This window comes from Sphingorhabdus sp., assembly GCF_044239665.1.
Lineage (GTDB): Bacteria > Pseudomonadota > Alphaproteobacteria > Sphingomonadales > Sphingomonadaceae > Sphingorhabdus_B.
The window spans coordinates 15,355-33,329 of record NZ_JBIIBA010000008.1 but is presented as its reverse complement, the minus strand read 5'-3'; the positions used below and the strand labels follow the sequence as shown (position 1 = coordinate 33,329).

Sequence of the window (17,975 nt, the reverse complement as noted above, 5' to 3'; positions counted from 1 at the left end):
ATGGGACATCCAACCGTCCACGCCGCCGTAAATCCAGATAAGCCCGCCGTCATCATGGCGGGGTCGGGCGAGACCATATCATATAAGCAACTTGATGAACGTTCCAATCAGTGCGCCCATTTGTTTCGGTCGCTTGGGCTTGAGCATGGCGATACGGTGGCGATTTGCTTAGAGAACCGGGCCGAGTTTTTTGATCTTGTCTGGGGCGCGCAACGGGCGGGCCTCATCTATGTGGCGATCAGTTGCCGTCTTACCGCGTCCGAAATCGATTATATCCTGAAAGACAGCGGGTCGAAGGCGCTTTTTGCCTCGCCTTATCTTGGCGCGGTGCTGGACCAGATTGAAAGCCCTGTGAAGCGTTTCATCCTTGGCGGCGCACATGCCGGATGGGAAAATTACGCTGATGCGGTTGCCAACATGCCGATCACGCCGGTGACCGATGAGCGCGCTGGCACCGACATGTTGTATAGTTCCGGCACAACGGGGCAACCAAAGGGTATTCGTTTTCCGTTGCCCGAAGACGCCGATATTGCCGCACCTAATGTGCTTGCTGGCCTTGCCATGATGGCGTTCAAATTTTCGGGCGACAGCATCTATTTGTCGCCAGCGCCGCTGTATCATGCCGCGCCGTTACGCTGGTGTGCGGCGGTGCACCGCCTGGGCGGCACGGTCGTAGTGATGGAGAAGTTCGATCCTGAAACCGCGCTCGCTGCTATCGAGAGATACAAGATTACCGCCAGCCAATGGGTGCCAACGCATTTTGCGCGCATGCTGAAGCTGCCCGAAGATGTGCGCGCCAAATATGACGTGTCCAGCTTGCAAAGCGCCGTTCACGCCGCCGCGCCATGTCCCGTCCCTATCAAGGAAGCGATGATTGAATGGTGGGGCCCGGTCCTGCGCGAATATTATGCCGGGACCGAGGGGCAGGGGATAACCTTCATCTCCAGCGAGGAATGGCTGACGCACAAGGGTTCGGTTGGCCGCGCGTTGAACGCAACGATGCATATCTGCGACGACAATGGCGATGATGTGCCGGTTGGCCAAGAAGGCACCGTGTTCTTCGAAAGCGCCGCGTCATTCAGTTACCATAATGATCCCGAAAAAACCAAGGGCGCGACCAATAAACACGGCTGGACCACATTGGGCGATGTTGGGCGGCTGGATGAAGAGGGCTATCTCTATCTCACCGACCGTAAAAGCTTCATGATCATTTCGGGCGGGGTTAATATCTATCCGCAAGAGATCGAAAACCATCTGGTCACACATCCCCGGGTGCGCGATGTCGCCGTCATCGGTGGCCCGCATGATGAGATGGGGGAAGAGGTTATCGCCGTGGTGCAGCCGCTTGATATGGCGGACGCTGGCGAAGCCTTGCGCGATGCATTGACCGTTTACGCGCGGGAGAAATTGTCAGGCGTTAAAATCCCGCGCCGCATTGATTTCCGCGAAGAGCTTCCGCGCCATGATACCGGAAAATTATATAAGCGCCTGCTGCGCGATGAATATTGGGCAAAGCAGGACAAGCCGACAACCTGAGGCTATAACGCCGCAGGCTCATCAGGAGATAGACAATGACCACCCAATATAAAAATCTGATCAATGGCGAACTGGTGGATAACGGCAAATGGATTGATGTCGTCAATCCTGCGACAGAACAGGTCATTGGCCAAGTACCCGATTGCGGTCAGGCCGATCTCGATACGGCGGTTGCCGCTGCGCGCGCTGCGTTCCAGACATGGAAGAAAACGAGCGTCGAAGAACGCCGCGCTCTGTTCGCGAAAATGGCAGACGTGATCAAGACGAACAGCGACGAGTTGATGCGTCTGCTCACCGCCGAACAGGGCAAGCCGCATATGCAGGCAGGCAGTGAAATCGCCGGTTGTGTAGGCATGACGCGCGCTTTGCCCATGCTGAATTTGGAAGAGAAAATCACTGAGGACAGCGACAGGCGTCTCAGCCGTACCCGCCGCGTTCCTGTTGGTGTGGTTGGCGGCATCGTGCCTTGGAACTTCCCTGTGCTGATGGCGATTCAGAAGATTGTGCCTGCTTTATTGTCGGGCTGCACGATGGTACTCAAGCCATCGCCGTTCACGCCGCTGGCGACCTTGCGCTTGGCCGAACTGGTGGCGGGTATATTTCCGCCGGGCGTGCTCAACATCATCACGGGCGGCGATGCGCTTGGACCATTGCTGACGTCGCACCCCGACATCGACAAGATCACCTTCACCGGATCGACCGCCACTGGCAAGCGCGTCATGGAATCGGCATCGAAGGACTTAAAGCGCATCACGCTTGAATTGGGCGGTAATGATGCCGCAATCGTTTTGCCCGATGCCGATGTGGGCAAGGTGGCGGAAAAGCTTTTTTGGGCAAGCTTTTACAATGCAGGTCAAGTCTGCATCGCTGCCAAGCGCATCTATATTCATGAAGATATTTATGACGAACTGTCCGCTGCGATTGCGGCTTATGCCAAGGCGGTGAAAGTCGGCGATGGCGCTGAGCAGGGTACCGCAATTGGCCCGATTCAGAACAAGCAACAGTATAAGCGCGTGTTGGAGCTTATTCAGGACGCTAAGGACAAGGGTTATAAATTCCTCACCGGCGGCGACCATGACCCATCAATTCCCGGCTATTTCGTGCCCGTCACCGTGCTTGATAACCCGCCCGAGGACGCGCGTATTGTGGCCGAGGAGCAATTTGGTCCAGTCATGCCGTTGATGAAGTTTTCGACGATCAATGAAGTCATCAGCCGCGCCAACGCTTCGGATTATGGACTGGCCGGATCCATCTGGACGAGCAATCCAGAGGCTGCGGTCGAAGTCGCCGAGCAGTTGGAAACAGGAACTGTCTGGATTAACGAGTCCATGCATCTTGCCCCCAACGCGCCTTTTGCAGGACATAAGCAGTCCGGCTTTGGGGCGGAACTGGGTGAGGAAGGCTTGCTTGAATTCACCTATCCGCAGGTAATCACGATAGCGCGCGAGGCAGCTTAAACATTAACGCGCTAAGATAAGCTGTTTCACCCCCGAATTGATCGGGGGGCCATGGTCCGCAATGTCGATTTAAACCTTCGGGTCGGACCATGGGTTCCCGCTTTCGCGGGAATGACAATGGTGAGTGATAATCTCGCCACTGCTTCTCGCTTGACTCTCCCCTTTCAAAGTTTAGTCGTCTGATTAAATTTCGAACAACAGGAGAATGAATATGGCACATGCCTATATTGTGGATGCGGTTCGTACCGCTGGTGGCCGTCGCGGTGGCAAGCTTGCGGGTGTGCATGCGGTTGATTTGGGTGCTGCTGTAATGGACGCGATTGCCGACCGTAATGATTTCGATCCTGCCGCGATCGAGGATGTCATCATGGGTTGCGTGTCGCAAGGTGGCGAACAAGCTGGCGACGTTGGCCGTAACATTGTGCTGGCCTCGCGCTTGCCTAATTCTATCCCTTCGGTGAGCATTGACCGCCAGTGCGGATCGTCACAGCAATCCATGCAATTCGCCGCGCAGGGCGTCATGTCGGGTACACAGGACATTGTGCTGGCTGCTGGTATCGAAAGCATGACGCGGGTGCCTATGGGTGCGACATCCATGTTGTTTAAAAAAGAAGGCATGGGCACATATAAAAGCCCGCGTTTGGAAGAAGCCTATCCGGGTATCATGTTCAGCCAATTCATGGGCGCTGAAATGCTCGTGAAAAAATATGGCTTTACCCGCGAGGATCTTGACCAGTTCGCGCTGGAATCGCACCACAAGGCGATTGCGGCCACGCAAAACGGTGCATTCGCCAATGAAATCATTGGCATGGAAGTCGAGACGCCAGAAGGCATGATCGTCCACAATAGCGACGAAGGCATCCGCTATGACGCGACTTTGGAAAGCCTGTCTGGCGTCAAATTGCTTCAGGAAGGCGGGAGCATTACCGCTGCCAACGCCAGCCAGATTTGCGACGGCGCATCGGCGGTTTTGATCGTTTCGGAAAAGGCGTTGAAAGAACATGGCCTGACCCCGCGCGCACGGATCGTTAACCTGACGGTGACGGCGGGTGACCCAGTAATTATGTTGGAAGAACCATTGTTCGCAACCGACCGCGCGTTTCAGCGTGCCGGCATGAAAATGTCTGACATCGATTTATATGAAGTGAATGAAGCATTTGCGCCTGTGCCATTGGCATGGCTGAAGCACACAGGCGGTGACCGTTCAAAGATCAATGTCAACGGCGGCGCGATTGCGCTTGGGCATCCATTGGGTGCGTCGGGTACAAAGTTGATGGCAACGTTGCTCAATGCGCTGGAAGCGCGTGGCGGGCGTTACGGCTTGCAAACGATGTGCGAAGGCGGCGGTCAGGCGAACGTCACGATTATTGAGCGGGTTTGACCTGATACAAAAGTAAAACGCATCGTAGTCCTGAGCTTCGTCGAAGGGCGCTTATCGGGTAAAACTGCTTTGACAGGCTCAGCTGCGGTATTTGAAAAGGGAATATAAATGAAACTGGACTCAACAGTCGCAGCCGTCGTTACAGGCGGTGCATCAGGCCTTGGCGAAGCAACCGCACGGGCGCTCGCTGCAAAGGGTGTGAAGGTAGCGATTTTCGACTTGCAAGCCGACAAGGGCGAAGCATTGGCCGCTGAAATTGGCGGCGTATTTTGCAATGTCAATGTGACCAGCGACGAAAGCGTTGATGCTGGTTTTGCCAAGGCACGCGCCGCGCATGGTCAGGAACGTATCTTGGTGAACTGCGCTGGAACGGGCAATGCTGCCAAGACTGCCAGCCGTTCGAAGGAAGACGGCTCGATTAAGCATTTCCCGCTCGATGCCTTTGACCGCATCATTCAGATCAACCTCGTTGGAACCTTTCGCTGCATCGCAAAGTCGGCAGCGGGCATGTTGACGCTCGAGCCAATGGAAGATGGTGAACGCGGCGCGATGGTTAACACCGCATCGGTCGCAGCTGAAGACGGCCAGATGGGGCAAGCGGCTTATTCCGCATCCAAGGGCGGTGTTGTCGGCATGACCTTGCCCATCGCGCGCGATTTGATGAGCGAAGGCATCCGCATCAACACGATCTTGCCGGGCATTTTCAACACGCCATTGATGAATGGCGCACCGCAAGCCGTCAAAGATGCGCTTGCGGCATCCGTGCCATTCCCGAAGCGCCTGGGCTATCCGCACGAATTTGCGCAAGTTGCGATGACGATGATCGAATGTGGGTATTTCAACGGCGAAGACGTGCGCGTCGATGGCGCAATCCGCATGGCGCCGAGGTGAAAACACCCTATCCATGAACAACAACCGAAGCTCTGAGCTGTTAACACTTCGCCCTTCAGCGACCGCAGCCGCTATGCGACTGCGGCTCGGGGTTTCGGTTTCATTGTGCAGGCAATTGCCATGACCGAATTCACCCAAATCCAATATGCGGTCGCTGACGGCGTTGCGACACTAACCATGCATCGTCCCGAAAAGATGAATGCATTCACCAATGTGATGATGCGCGAGATGTGCGCGGCATTTGATCTGGTGGACGCTGATGATGCTGTGCGTGCGGTCATTGTAACGGGGGCAGGTGATCGTGCCTTTTGTGCGGGCGCAGACCTTACGCCGGAGGCCGGTGGCGACGTGTTCGCCAGCCGATCGGAGGTTGAATCGCTTTCGGACGAACGCGTGCGCGATTCCGGAGGGCGGCTGACGCTGCGGATTTTTCAATGCAAAAAACCGGTCATCGGCGCCATCAACGGTGCGGCGGTGGGCATTGGCGCAACGATGCAATTGCCGATGGATTTCCGTTTGGCGAGTGACACTGCGCGCTTTGGCTTTGTGTTTGCGCGGCGAGGGATTGTGCCAGAGGCGGCCTCCAGCTGGTTCTTGCCGCGCTTGGTGGGCATGCAACAAGCGCTGGAATGGTGCATGACGGGCCGGGTGTTCGATGCCGCCGAGGCGTTGAATGGTGGCCTTGTCCGCTCTGTTCACGCGCCGACCGAATTGATGGAGGCGGCGCAGGCGCTGGCGCGTGAGATTGCCGACAATACGGCGCCGGTATCCATTGCCCTGACGCGCGCCATGTTGTGGCGGCTCTCTGCAACCGCCCACCCGATGGCCGCGCACGCGATCGACAGCCGCGCTATTTATCGCCGTTCGCGGTCCGGTGATGCGAAAGAGGGCATCGCTAGCTTTCTGGAGAAGCGCAGTCCGGTCTACCCCGATAAAGTATCCACAGACTTGCCAGACTTCTTCCCATGGTGGGACGAACCTGTTTATAAGTAACCTTAGGCAAAGCGGGGCGCACCAATGGCAACAACAGGACCAAAAGTGGCAAGCGATTCAGCCGATGGGAGCAATGCGCGCGATCAATTGATCGAGTCTGCGAGCCAGATCATGCGCGAAGGCGATACGATTGACCTGTCATTGTCAGAATTGTCGCTGCGTGCCGGCCTGAACAGCGCTTTGGTCAAATATTATTTCGGCAATAAGAACGGCCTGATGCTGGCGTTGCTTGATCGCGACATGGGCAATATCGTGCAAAGTCTTGGCGCTTTAATGGCCAAAGACATGGAGCCTGCCGAAAAATTGCGTATCCATATTGGCGCTGCAATCGACACCTATCACGCCTTTCCTTATCTCAATAGTCTGTTGATGCGCATGGTCCGCGACAGTGCCCCTGCCGAAGCGGCACGTATTGCGGAACTGTACTTGAAACCGATTTCCAATGTCTACGAAGTGCTGATTGCGCAGGGCATAAAGGCGGGCAAGTTCCGGCAAACTGACCCGCAATTTTTCTACTTCACGGTAACTGGCGCAGCCGACCGTTTTTATTCATCGCGGTTGGTGCTGCGCCATTGTTACAATCAGGACGATTTCGACGAGAATATGCGCGATGCCTATCGGGAGCATAGCATTGACCTGATCATGCGCGGGTTGCTCGTTTAGGTTGGGAAACCGATGCACGCACCTACAATAATATCGTCATTCCGACCAACCGTCCCTTCGTCATCCTGAACTTGTTTCAGGATAACGAAATATCTTTGCCTGTTATCCTGAAACGAGTTCAGGACGACGAGGCGGTGTAGTTCAGGGTGACGAGGCGGTGTGGGTTCAGGACGACGAAGCGGTGTCGTTCTGGGTGACCGCAGGGCGCTTAGCGGCTCTCTTCCTCAACCCATCCCCAACGCAGCTTTAATCTCATCCCCATCGGCATCCAGCATCGGCGGGTGCGCATAGTTTGTCACAGGCGTCCCGGCATAATGCACGGGATGCTTCATCGATCGATATTTGCCTATGTCTGGCGACTCCAACTCTTCAAAAAACCCGACATCGGCCAAATGCGGATCGCCCAGCACGTCGGCCATGCGGTTATATTTCATCGCCGGAATGTCATGCTGCGCCAACAGATCAAGCCATTCGGCGGTAGTTCGCGTCGCGCTGACTTCTTCGATCAACGTATACAGTTCGCCCGTGTGCTTGGTGCGTTCCTGATAGGTCGAAAAGCGCGGATCATCGAAGACATTGGGCCGTCCACCTAGCTCAAAAAATTTGGCCCATTGCCGGTCATTATAAGGGACAATGGCGATGAAACTATCCTTTGTGGGATAAGGCCGCCGACGCGGGTTAACGGAGCGCGTATAGCCCATACGGCCATTGCCGGGGACGAAGGTTTCGCCCCACAGATTTTCGACCATGTTGAACCAGGTGAAGCATTCAAACATCGGCACTTGAACAAATTGCCCGCCCTGGCCCCCTGCGCGGCCAAGCAGCGCTGCCATTGTGGCGTTTGCGGCGAACAGACCGCTGACCTTATCGGCGACAAGGCTCGGGGAATAAGTTGGCCGTCCGCCATCGCGCTGTTCACTTAACGCGGCAAAACCGGACGCTGCCTGGATAAGGTCGTCATATGCCTGCCGCTCGCCATAAGCACCGCCCGCGCCAAAGCCGGCGCAGTGGACATAGACGATATTGGGATTGATCGCCTTCACCGCCTCATAGCCAAAACCGAGCCGTTCGACGCCAGCCATGCGGACATTGTGGATGAAGACATCGGCCTCTTCCAACAAAGCTTCGAGCACCGCTTTGTCCTCAGGCTTTTTGATGTTCAGGTTGATCGCTTTTTTGTTGCGGTTGAGCGCGATGAAAATCGGCCCATGCTGTTTGGTGGGCGAATCGCCGCCGTGACGCATCAGATCGCCGGGCGTATTACCTTCGCTATTCTCAATCTTGATAACTTCCGCGCCCAAGTCTGCAAATTGCAAAGTGGCATAAGGCCCAAGCACCACCGTAGCCATATCAATGACCTTAATGCCTTTCAGCGGTCCGGTTGGTTCCGTGTCCCAAGTCAATTTCGGCCATTTTGCCATTTTCGCTCTCCCAAAAGCCTTGCATCGATAGCTAGCATATTTAAGCGTGCAGTTAAGAGATAATCGGGAGTGTAATATGGGCAATTTTGACGCGACCGCGCCAGTCATCATTGGTGTAGGCGAGGCAAGCCGTAAGACCATTGCCGGTGAATGGCCCGCCCCGCGTGATCTGGCGGGGGCCGCAATCAAGATTGCGCTTGCCGACACCGGGCAAGCTCAGGCCGTTTCCGCCGCAATCGACACCATCGCCGCCATCCGCACGTTCGAGGATAGCGGGGTGAGTCTAGGCACAGGGTCGCCCGATAACGCGCCGGAGGCATTTGGCGCGGCAGGCGGGGTCACGGCTAAACGCTTAATCTATGCCGATGTCGGCGGACAAAGCCCGCAGGCGACGTTGAACGAACTGGCCGGTGATATAAGGCGCGGTACTTGCGAAATGGCGGTGTTGGTCGCGGCTGAAGCCACGGGTACTGCCAAGCGCGCACGCAAGGCAGGCGTTACTCTCGACTGGAGCTTACCTTCGGACACGCCGTTCGACAACCGGCTGTCCAGCTTCCCGATCTTAAGCCGCACCGAAATTCGTCATGGCGTCATTTCCATGCCGTTGGCGTATAGCATGATCGAAAATGCGCGGCGGATGGCGTTGGGATTGAATGCGGATGCATATGCACGCGAGATGGCGGCCTTATGGTCTGCCTTTTCGGCGAAAGCCGAAACACGTGCGCATGCACAATTCCCGGGTTTTCGGTCGCCCGAAGCGTTGCAAAGCGATGACAATGCCAATTATCCGCTGACCGACATCTACCGCCGCTGGCATGTCGCGCAGGATGCGGTCGACCTGGGCGGCGCAGTCATCCTAACCAGCGCGGGCAAGGCGCGGGAATTGGGTGTACCGCAGGATAAATGGGTGTGGCTGGCGGGCGCTGCTGAAGCGGCAGAGCCACCCTTGTCCGAACGTGCGATCATTCACCGTTCCGCAGCGCTCGATTTTGCTATCCCTGCGGCGCTGGATCAAGCGGGCCTCTCGGCGACGGAACTTGGCCCAGTTGATATTTACAGCTGCTTTCCCTGCGCGGTGTTTGCAGCTGTGGACAGCATGCAGGATGCAGGCCGAGCGCTTGGTGACTATACCCTCACCGGCGGCCTCAGCTTCTTTGGCGGTCCGGGCAATGGATACGCGGTCTACAATATCGCCGCGATGGTGGATGCTTTGCGCCGCGATGGGTCAAAGCCAGCCTTGGTCACAGCCAATGGCGGGGTGATGTCGAAGCAGGCGGTCGGTATTTATACGGCTGCACAGCCTGCCATCGCCTGGTCGGGCGACGTTGCAAAGGGCTATGCGCCCACGCCGCGCGCGCTCGACGATGCGCCGCAGGGCAAGGCGCGGGTGCGCAGCTTTGTGCGGTCAGCGGGCAAGGATGGTTTTGGTCCGGCAACATTGCTGCTGGAAACCGAAGGTGGGGCACGCGCGATGGCGGTGATCGATTGTCCGGTGGATGTCGACCTTGGCAACGTGGTCGTTGCCGTCACCCCTGGCGAAAAACGCCATATTGCGACACTAATTGGATAATCTGCGGTTCATCATTCGATAGTTATGCTACGCACCCGTTGGAACCGGAGAAAATCGATGCATATTCTCAAATTGGCCCTCTTTGCCTTTCCTTTCACACTATTGGCTGCATGCGGACAAGTGGACAGCACGCCAAAGCCGCTGACCGAGAAACAAAGCGCAGTCTTGATGAAAGAACTAAACGGCAAGGTCGCGGGCACGCCTGTAAACTGCATCAGCGATTTTAACGCCACCAACACCATCCGCGTCAGCGACAATATCCTGCTCTACCGCGTATCAGGGCGCTTGGTGTACCAAAACAACCTGCGCTCGGCGTGCAGCGGATTGGCGCGTGACGATGATATCATTGTGTCCGAACAATTTGGCAGCCAAAAATGTAAAGGCGACATTATCCGTTTGGTGGACCGGACCAGTGGTATGACCGGCGGCGTTTGCAGCCTTGGCGACTTCGTGCCTTATCGTAGCGAGAAGCCGACGGATTAGTTGATCTTCGTGTGATGGGCAGTTCTTGTTCGGGTACAATGGCTGCGCACTTGCGACTTCGCCTCTGGGCTGGCAAAGGGGCGCTTCTAACCGCAGTTGAAAGCAAGATACTCCATGTCCGAGATGATCCGTGTCACCCTTCCCGATGGCTCTGCCCGTGAAGTCGCGCGTGGCACTACCCCTGCGGATATTGCCGCCGCTATTGGCCCGGGTTTAGCCAAGGCGGCGATTGCAGCGCGCGTCGATGGCGAATTGCGCGATATCATGCGTCCGATTGAGGCTGATGCTGAACTGGCGTTGGTGACCAGCCGTGATGAGGCGGATGCGCTTGAACTCGCCCGCCACGATTTTGCGCATATATTGGCAGAGGCGGTGCAGGCGCTGTTTCCCGGTACGCAAATCACCTTTGGCCCGTCGACCGATGACGGTTTTTATTATGACGTGATGGCACCTGCCAAACGCGGGCCGTTCACGATGGATGATCTGCCTGCGATTGAAGAACAAATGCGCGCGATCATCCGCGCCGACAAGCCGCTACGCCGCGAAGTCATGGCGCGTGATGCCTTGATTGCGACTTGGCAAAATGCGGGCGAAAGCTTCAAGGCGGAATGGGCGGCGGAATTGCCTGCGGGTGAGGAACTCTCGGTCTATTGGTCGGGCAATGACTGGATGGACATGTGCCGTGGTCCGCATCTGGCCTCGACCGGAAAGTTGGATCCTGCGGCATTCAAGCTGACACGGGTTGCCGGCGCTTACTGGCGCGGCGACCAGAATAATCCGCAATTAAGCCGCATTTACGGCACGGGCTGGCTGAATAAAAAGCAACTGGACGCGCATCTGCTCCGGCTCGAGGAGGCCGCCAAGCGCGACCACCGCCGTTTGGGCCAAGACATGGACCTGTTCCATTTGCAGCAAGAGGCGCATGGTTCGGTGTTCTGGCATCCCAATGGCTATCTGATCTGGCGCGAACTTGAGGCCTATATGCGCCGCGCGATTGACGGGGCTGGTTATAAAGAAGTCAAAACGCCGCAAGTCATGGATGCACGGCAATGGGAGCAATCGGGGCATTGGGGCAAATATCGCGCCAATATGTTCGTGATCCCTGACGAAGTACCCAATGTCGACGATGAAGGCCCCGTGATTTCGGGCGATGCCGACTGGATGGCGTTGAAACCGATGAACTGCCCTGCGCATGTTCTGATTTTCCGCCAGGGTATTAAATCCTATCGCGACCTGCCATTGCGCATTTACGAAAATGGTTGCTGTCACCGTAATGAACCGCATGGCGCGTTGCATGGCCTGATGCGCGTGCGTCAGTTTACGCAGGATGATGCGCATATATTCTGCCGCGAAGACCAGATTGTCGAAGAGGTGCAGGCCTTCTGCGCGCTGGCCGACAGAGTCTACAAGGAATTTGGTTTTACCTATTCGATCAAGCTCGCGTTGCGCCCCGACCAGCGTTTTGGTTCGGATGCGGATTGGGATAAGGCCGAAAACGAGCTGCGCGATGCCGTGGTCCGGGCTGGCCTTGCGACGGCTGAATTTGGCTGGGAAGAACTGCCCGGCGAAGGTGCTTTCTATGCGCCAAAGCTCGAATGGCATTTGACCGACGCGATTGGCCGGACATGGCAGGTCGGCACCATTCAGTCGGATCGTGTATTGCCCGAGCGTCTCGACGCAAGCTATGTTGGAGAGGATGGCGCCCGCCACCGTCCCGTCATGCTGCACCGTGCGATCTTTGGCAGCTATGAACGCTTCATCGGGATATTGATCGAACATTATGCGGGCCGATTCCCCGTCTGGCTCGCGCCCGTGCAAGCCGTGGTTGCGACGATCACGTCGGAGGCTGACGGCTATGCGCATGATGTGACCGCAAAGTTGAAGGCGGCTGGCATTCGGGTTGAGGCCGATACCCGCAACGAAAAAATCAATTACAAGGTGCGCGAGCATAGCGTCGCCAAGGTGCCGCATTTGCTTGTCGTCGGTATGCGTGAGGCCGAAGAAGGTAAAGTTGCGATCCGCAGCCTTGGTTCGGATGGTCAGCGTATCATGACGCTGGATGAAGCGATTGCTATGCTGTCGCATGAAGCCACACCGCCGGATTTACGTTAAGACGATCTTTAAGGAGATAGCGATGAAAACACTTCCATTGACGTTTGCTGCCGTGTTTTTCTTGGCCGCGTGCCAGCAACCTGCGGCGGACGAAAACGCCGAAACTCCAGCGGCAACAGCAGATGCGACCGCCAACTACAATGCCGCGCAAAAAGCTTATGCCGCCGCCAATGACAAGATGCATGCCGGAATGGGCAATATCAACGCCGACGCAGATGTTGCGTTCATGCAAGGCATGATCCCGCACCATGTGGGTGCAGTTGAAATGGCAAAGGTTGTGCTGGATCATGGCAAGGACCCTGAAGTACGCGCGCTGGCGCAAAAGGTCATCACCGCACAAGAAGCCGAGATAAAGGACATGCAGGCGTGGCTCGACAAAAAAGGCGTAGCTGCGGAAAAGCCGCTGACCGCCGCTGACCATGCGGCCATGGGGCACTGAACATTCAAGATCTGATTGGAATTAACTCAGCGCAATTGTCGCTGTTGGCGGCCATGACCTTTGGCGCGGCCTATATTCGCGGGCTGACCGGTTTTGGTATGGCCATCATTCTTGTGCCTTTGTTCGGGTTGATCGTGAAGCCGGGTGAGGCGGTGGTTATTGGCATATTGCTTCAGGTGCTGATTGGGCCTGTTGGCTTGAAAGTCATTTACGCGGACGCCCACCGCCAGAGCGCATTGATGATTGCGGCTTTTGCCATGTTGGCAACGCCGCTGGGGATATGGCTGTTGATGCATACCAGCCCAGATGTTGCACGGTTGATGATCGCCGGAATCGCCATTGGGGCGTTTGTACTCGTGCTGCTGCCGCAACGCGGGGAGCTGCGTCCCGGGCCGAAGGAAACCGCACTTACCGGCATTGCCTCGGGCATATTGACGGGTTTTGCGGCGATGCCGGGCCCACCCGTCGTGCCCTTTTATCTGCGCCAGCCTATCCCACCCAAAGAAGCGCGCGCGTCGATGATGCTAGTGTTTTTCGCCACCGCGATTGCGGGCACGATATCGGCATTTGTCCTTGGACTGGCGAACGCGCATTTATTGTGGCTGTCGCTTGCGCTGTTCCCGTCGGTGCTTGTCGGCAACTGGCTTGGTGCGAAATCCTTTGGCAGAGTGCCGCCGACTTTGTGGCGCAGCTTTGTCGCGGGCGTACTCGGCCTTGCCGGGCTTTCGGCCGTTCTGCGGTTGCTAAATTAGGCGTTCACGGCCTAACCCTTATTTCCCGAATTTGCGTTGCGTCTTGCCATAGCGCATTTTGCGTGTGCCGGGCTGCCCTTCGGTCGCGCGGCCCTTGGGTGCAGCGACATGCTGTGGATGCGGCAGACCAAGCTCGGTTGCTTCCAAAGACCGGATTTCGTCACGTAGGCGGCCAGCCTCTTCGAACTCAAGATCGGCGGCAGCGGCGCGCATCTTCTTTTCCAGGTCATCGATATAGGCGCGCAAATTATGTCCAACGAGGTTGTTGGCACCTTCGGCGTCAATCTCGACCAGTACAGAATCGCGGCTGGCTGTGTCGGCGACAATATCATGAATATCGCGCTTGATTGTGGCAGGGGTAATCCCATGTTCGATATTGTAAGCATGCTGCTTTTCACGGCGGCGGTCGGTTTCGCGGATGGCCCGTTCCATGCTGCCAGTCATGTGGTCGGCATAGAGGATCACGCGGCCGTCGACGTTGCGCGCAGCGCGGCCGATAGTCTGGATTAAGGACGTTTCACTGCGCAGGAAACCTTCCTTGTCGGCATCCAATATCGCGACTAGCGCGCATTCGGGAATATCGAGACCTTCCCGCAGCAAGTTTATACCTACCAGAACGTCATACACGCCGCGTCGCAAATCGCGGATCAGCTCAATACGCTCCAAAGTCTCAACGTCGCTGTGCATGTAGCGCACGCGCAGGCCCGCTTCATGCATGAACTCGGTCAGATCCTCCGCCATCCGCTTGGTCAGGGTGGTGACCAACGTGCGGAAGCCTGCTTGCGCCGTTTTGCGGCATTCGTTGATGCAGTCCTGCACTTGATCTTCGACGGGCTTGATCTCAACCGGCGGGTCGATCAGGCCGGTTGGACGAATGACCTGTTCGGCAAAGACGCCGCCCGATTGCTCCATTTCCCACCCGCCCGGCGTTGCCGATACGCACACCGTTTGCGGGCGCATAATATCCCATTCGTTGAAACGCAGTGGCCGGTTGTCGATGCAGGAAGGCAGACGGAACCCATATTCGGCCAATGTCAGCTTACGCCGATGGTCGCCCTTGGCCATCGCGCCGATTTGCGGCACCGTCTGATGGCTTTCGTCAACGAACAATAATGCATTGTCGGGCAGATATTCGAACAAGGTCGGCGGTGGCTCACCCGGCAGGCGGCCCGTTAGAAAGCGCGAGTAATTTTCGATGCCAGCGCAAGACCCGGTCGCGGCAATCATCTCAAGATCGAAATTCGTCCGCTCCTCCAACCGCTGCGCCTCCAGCAATTTGCCTTCGGCTACCAACTCCTTCAACCGTTCAGTCAGTTCAAAGCGGATCGCTTCGCTGGCTTGCTTCATCGTTGGACCGGGGGTCACATAATGGCTGTTGGCGTAAACGCGCACACTGTTCAACTTCGCCCCGGTATTACCCGTCAGCGGGTCGAATTCCGCAATCTCCTCAATCTCGTCGCCAAAGAAGCTGACGCGCCATGCGGTATCTTCATAATGTGATGGGAATATTTCCAGATTGTCGCCGCGTACGCGGAAGTTGCCACGGCCAAAGGCCATGTCATTGCGCTTATACTGAAGTGCAACGAGCTTGCGGATCAACTCGCGCTGATCCACGCTCTCTCCCTTTTTTAGGTCGAAAATCATCGCTGAGTATGTTTCGACGGAACCGATACCGTAGATGCACGAAACGGATGCCACGATGATGACATCATCGCGTTCCAGCAAAGACCGAGTCGCCGAGTGGCGCATCCGGTCGATCGCTTCGTTTACGCTCGATTCTTTTTCGATGTAGGTGTCGCTGCGCGGGACATAGGCCTCGGGCTGGTAATAGTCGTAATAAGACACGAAATATTCGACTGCATTGTCGGGAAAAAAGCTTTTGAATTCGCCGTAAAGTTGCGCCGCCAAAATCTTGTTTGGCGCAAGGATAAGTGCTGGGCGCTGCAATGCTTCAATGACCTTGGCAACGGTGAAGGTCTTACCCGACCCTGTGACACCCAACAGAACCTGATTCTTTTCCCCCGCCAGTGCCGTGTCGACAAGTTCGCGAATAGCTGTCGGCTGGTCACCTGCCGGCGCATAATCCGACACGATCTTAAATGGCCTGCCACCTTCCAACTTGGACGGGCGTTCCGGTCGGTGCGGGGTGAAGGTGCCAACCGTGTCCGGTTCTTCCAGCCCACGGCGGATGATGAGCTCTGCCATGTTCGCTATATGTGCTTTGCACGCAGTAAGGGCAAGAGGCGTGCGTCGGAATGCCGTCCGATGCTCCAAATTTACGTTTCTGCACGGCAGATATTGGCTCCACCCCCATCGGTGGAAGACAATAGACGTGCGCCTGTGATCCGTGCGCAAGGATTAGGCGCGAATAGAAGGCTGTCATGTGATTATGAGCCGTAAAAGCCAGCATTTTAGGTGAAACCTTAGTGTGAATTTTCAAAGGCATTTTTTATCACTGTTGCCTTTTAGGATGGGCGGCGACACTAGTATGGCGGAGAGAAACGGGAGGTGTATCAATGCGTAAATTTTTCCTGTTGAGCGCAGCCGCGCTGGCATTATGCGCATGTTCGAATAAGGGTACGGACAGCAGCGTGGATAAGGATGGCAACGGTGTAATCGATAGCCAAGAAAGCGCAGCGGCAATGGACTATGATGCATTCATTCCGATGAAGGCTGGTCTTTGGGAAACCAATTTCGTCTTTGCGGACATCAATGTTCCGACCTTGGGTAAAGCTGAAAAGCAGCAGATCATGAATGAAGTGGCGAAAAGCACCTCCAGCCAAAGCTGCTTGACCGATGCCGAGACAAAAAAGCCAGCGGCGGATTTCTTTGGGGGCAATGGCGCCGAAAAATGCGTGTATCAGGCGTTCGATGTTTCCGGACAAAATGTGCGTATGAAATTATCTTGCGGCATGGATAGCATGGGCATCGTGGACATGGAGCTTGCCGGTGTCATGGGCGAAACCGAATTCAACTATGATAGCAAAATAGATGTCCGCCTGCCGATCGTCGGCAAGGTCGCCATGCAGGGCAAGGCGATGGGCAAATATCTGGGCGCGTGTCCAGCGTGATGATATATTTGCGTCACTTAAAACTGGTCTGCGCAACGCTTGTGGCGGTGACCGTCTCCGGATGCGCAACCGATGCTCCCGCTGAAACGCTGTCTCGTGAAGCCAGCATCCGGCCCGCAGTGATCAAAGTCGATTTTGCATCGGACAGCATCAACCCTGCAATGGTCGAGGGGGACGCTGGCGTTGCTGGGCGAGCCGTGACGATCGATGATCCGGCGCGGGTTGCTTCTATTTCGAAATTGGTCGTGGCCATCGGCGCCATGCGCCTATCGGAGCAAGGCAAGCTTGATCTCGACCGTGACGTGAATGACTATCTGGGTTGGCAGGTCCGCAATCCGGCATTTCCGGATGCGCCGATTACCTTGCGCGCCTTGTTATCGCATCAAAGCGGTTTGCGTGACACTGTGGATTATATTGTGCCGCTTGATGGCAGTCTTGAGGCCGTTTTGGTTAACCCAAAGGCATGGGATGCGAACCATGCGCCGGGCACTTATTTCGCTTATGCCAATATCAATTCGCCGTTGATCGCAGCGGTGATGGAGGGTGCAACGGGCGAACGCTTTGATCGGCTGATGGCGCGGCTGGTGTTGACGCCGCTTGGGTTGGATGCCTGCTATAATTGGGGTGCAGGGTGCAGCGACGGGCGGCGCGCGCAGGCGGTCACTTTGCTGCGACCCAATAAAGACCTTGCGCGCGATGCGCCGATGAACGGGCCTGATCCATGCGCGGTTTACCCAGCCAGCGACGGAAGCTGTGACGTTGATAAGCTTTATGTGCTTGGACGCAACGGGTCGGCCTTCAGCCCGCAAGGCGGCCTGCGTATTTCGGCGCGCGATCTAACAAAAATCGGCCAATTGCTGTTGCGCGATGGCGCGCCATTGTTGTCGCGCAAAAGCTTTGCGCAGATGCTTGGCCCCGTCTGGACCTTTGACGGTAAAAATGGTGATGATGATAAAGGTTATTATACCGGCTATGGCCTTGGCGTGCATTGGTTGACCGACAAGCAGGGCAATCGCTGGTTTGGCCATGTGGGGGAGGCGTATTCGCTGCGCGCGGGCTTTTGGATAAACCCTGCCGAACGTAGGGGCTTTTATCGCTACGTGACGATGGTCGATGAATTTTCCGCCGTTGGGCATTGCTTTGACCGGTGCCCATGATAGCGTCGGCGACAGATAACGGAAAACTCGAATAACAGGGGGAATTAAG

15 protein-coding genes are annotated in these 17,975 nt (G+C 56.3%); 13 read left to right on the top strand and 2 right to left on the bottom strand.

The window, feature by feature from the left end; genetic code table 11:
* From ACILP3_RS03940 to ACILP3_RS03915, 6 genes are all read left to right on the top strand, one after another.
* Positions 1–1,536, top strand: a complete 1,536-nt coding sequence (locus tag ACILP3_RS03940; protein ID WP_395615370.1) for an acyl-CoA synthetase — start codon at positions 1–3, stop codon at positions 1,534–1,536.
* 35 nt (positions 1,537–1,571) lie between these two features.
* Positions 1,572–2,993, top strand: coding sequence for an aldehyde dehydrogenase family protein (locus tag ACILP3_RS03935; protein WP_395615369.1), 1,422 nt, complete (start codon positions 1,572–1,574; stop codon positions 2,991–2,993).
* A 211-nt stretch (positions 2,994–3,204) separates the two neighbouring features.
* Positions 3,205–4,374 carry an acetyl-CoA C-acetyltransferase gene (locus ACILP3_RS03930; protein ID WP_395615368.1) on the top strand — a complete coding sequence of 390 codons (1,170 nt, stop codon included), beginning with the start codon at positions 3,205–3,207 and terminating at the stop codon, positions 4,372–4,374.
* Between the two features lie 108 nt (positions 4,375–4,482).
* The gene (locus ACILP3_RS03925) at positions 4,483–5,265 is read left to right on the top strand and encodes an SDR family NAD(P)-dependent oxidoreductase (protein WP_395615367.1); all 783 of its coding nucleotides are present in this window, start codon (positions 4,483–4,485) and stop codon (positions 5,263–5,265) included.
* 120 nt (positions 5,266–5,385) lie between these two features.
* Positions 5,386–6,258: a crotonase/enoyl-CoA hydratase family protein gene (locus ACILP3_RS03920; protein ID WP_395615366.1), complete on the top strand. Its 873-nt coding sequence runs from the start codon at positions 5,386–5,388 to the stop codon at positions 6,256–6,258.
* A 45-nt stretch (positions 6,259–6,303) separates the two neighbouring features.
* The gene (locus tag ACILP3_RS03915; RefSeq protein ID WP_395615365.1) at positions 6,304–6,921 is read left to right on the top strand and encodes a TetR family transcriptional regulator; all 618 of its coding nucleotides are present in this window, start codon (positions 6,304–6,306) and stop codon (positions 6,919–6,921) included.
* A gap of 224 nt (positions 6,922–7,145) precedes the next feature.
* Here the strand turns inward: ACILP3_RS03915 and ACILP3_RS03910 are convergent, their stop codons facing one another.
* Complete coding sequence (locus tag ACILP3_RS03910) at positions 7,146–8,342, bottom strand: CaiB/BaiF CoA transferase family protein (protein ID WP_395615364.1); 1,197 nt, start codon at positions 8,340–8,342, stop codon at positions 7,146–7,148.
* 76 nt (positions 8,343–8,418) lie between these two features.
* Between ACILP3_RS03910 and ACILP3_RS03905 the strand changes: the two genes are divergently transcribed.
* From ACILP3_RS03905 to ACILP3_RS03885, 5 genes are all read left to right on the top strand, one after another.
* Positions 8,419–9,912 carry a hypothetical protein gene (locus ACILP3_RS03905; protein ID WP_395615363.1) on the top strand — a complete coding sequence of 498 codons (1,494 nt, stop codon included), beginning with the start codon at positions 8,419–8,421 and terminating at the stop codon, positions 9,910–9,912.
* A 57-nt stretch (positions 9,913–9,969) separates the two neighbouring features.
* A complete protein-coding gene (locus ACILP3_RS03900) occupies positions 9,970–10,395 on the top strand; it encodes a hypothetical protein (protein ID WP_395615362.1) in 426 nt (141 codons plus the stop codon).
* Positions 10,396–10,509: 114 nt separating this feature from the next.
* On the top strand, positions 10,510–12,507 hold the full coding sequence (thrS, locus tag ACILP3_RS03895) for a threonine--tRNA ligase (RefSeq protein ID WP_395615361.1): 1,998 nt from the start codon (positions 10,510–10,512) through the stop codon (positions 12,505–12,507).
* Between the two features lie 22 nt (positions 12,508–12,529).
* Positions 12,530–12,946 carry a DUF305 domain-containing protein gene (locus ACILP3_RS03890; protein ID WP_395615360.1) on the top strand — a complete coding sequence of 139 codons (417 nt, stop codon included), beginning with the start codon at positions 12,530–12,532 and terminating at the stop codon, positions 12,944–12,946.
* Positions 12,947–12,981: 35 nt separating this feature from the next.
* On the top strand, positions 12,982–13,698 hold the full coding sequence (locus ACILP3_RS03885; protein WP_395615359.1) for a sulfite exporter TauE/SafE family protein: 717 nt from the start codon (positions 12,982–12,984) through the stop codon (positions 13,696–13,698).
* Between the two features lie 18 nt (positions 13,699–13,716).
* Here ACILP3_RS03885 and uvrB read toward each other — a convergent pair whose 3' ends face one another.
* A complete protein-coding gene (gene uvrB / locus ACILP3_RS03880; RefSeq protein ID WP_395615358.1) occupies positions 13,717–15,903 on the bottom strand; it encodes an excinuclease ABC subunit UvrB in 2,187 nt (728 codons plus the stop codon).
* Between the two features lie 311 nt (positions 15,904–16,214).
* Between uvrB and ACILP3_RS03875 the strand changes: the two genes are divergently transcribed.
* Together ACILP3_RS03875 and ACILP3_RS03870 are read left to right on the top strand one after the other, a co-directional pair.
* Positions 16,215–16,769 carry a DUF3617 domain-containing protein gene (locus ACILP3_RS03875; protein WP_395615357.1) on the top strand — a complete coding sequence of 185 codons (555 nt, stop codon included), beginning with the start codon at positions 16,215–16,217 and terminating at the stop codon, positions 16,767–16,769.
* Positions 16,769–17,926, top strand: coding sequence for a serine hydrolase domain-containing protein (locus tag ACILP3_RS03870; protein ID WP_395615426.1), 1,158 nt, complete (start codon positions 16,769–16,771; stop codon positions 17,924–17,926). Before ACILP3_RS03875 ends, ACILP3_RS03870 begins: the two co-directional genes overlap by 1 nt.
* The last annotated feature ends 49 nt before the right edge of the window (positions 17,927–17,975 follow it).

What these genes read in the sequence shown, in the direction of transcription:
- ACILP3_RS03940 (WP_395615370.1), top strand. Translation starts at nt 1, where the DNA reads ATGGGACATCCAACCGTCCACGCCGCCGTAAATCCAGATAAGCCCGCC.
- ACILP3_RS03935 (WP_395615369.1), top strand. Translation starts at nt 1,572, where the DNA reads ATGACCACCCAATATAAAAATCTGATCAATGGCGAACTGGTGGATAAC.
- ACILP3_RS03930 (WP_395615368.1), top strand. Translation starts at nt 3,205, where the DNA reads ATGGCACATGCCTATATTGTGGATGCGGTTCGTACCGCTGGTGGCCGT.
- ACILP3_RS03925 (WP_395615367.1), top strand. Translation starts at nt 4,483, where the DNA reads ATGAAACTGGACTCAACAGTCGCAGCCGTCGTTACAGGCGGTGCATCA.
- ACILP3_RS03920 (WP_395615366.1), top strand. Translation starts at nt 5,386, where the DNA reads ATGACCGAATTCACCCAAATCCAATATGCGGTCGCTGACGGCGTTGCG.
- ACILP3_RS03910 (WP_395615364.1), bottom strand. Translation starts at nt 8,342, where the DNA reads ATGGCAAAATGGCCGAAATTGACTTGGGACACGGAACCAACCGGACCG.
- ACILP3_RS03905 (WP_395615363.1), top strand. Translation starts at nt 8,419, where the DNA reads ATGGGCAATTTTGACGCGACCGCGCCAGTCATCATTGGTGTAGGCGAG.
- ACILP3_RS03900 (WP_395615362.1), top strand. Translation starts at nt 9,970, where the DNA reads ATGCATATTCTCAAATTGGCCCTCTTTGCCTTTCCTTTCACACTATTG.
- thrS (WP_395615361.1), top strand. Translation starts at nt 10,510, where the DNA reads ATGTCCGAGATGATCCGTGTCACCCTTCCCGATGGCTCTGCCCGTGAA.
- ACILP3_RS03890 (WP_395615360.1), top strand. Translation starts at nt 12,530, where the DNA reads ATGAAAACACTTCCATTGACGTTTGCTGCCGTGTTTTTCTTGGCCGCG.
- uvrB (WP_395615358.1), bottom strand. Translation starts at nt 15,903, where the DNA reads ATGGCAGAGCTCATCATCCGCCGTGGGCTGGAAGAACCGGACACGGTT.
- ACILP3_RS03875 (WP_395615357.1), top strand. Translation starts at nt 16,215, where the DNA reads ATGCGTAAATTTTTCCTGTTGAGCGCAGCCGCGCTGGCATTATGCGCA.
- ACILP3_RS03870 (WP_395615426.1), top strand. Translation starts at nt 16,769, where the DNA reads ATGATATATTTGCGTCACTTAAAACTGGTCTGCGCAACGCTTGTGGCG.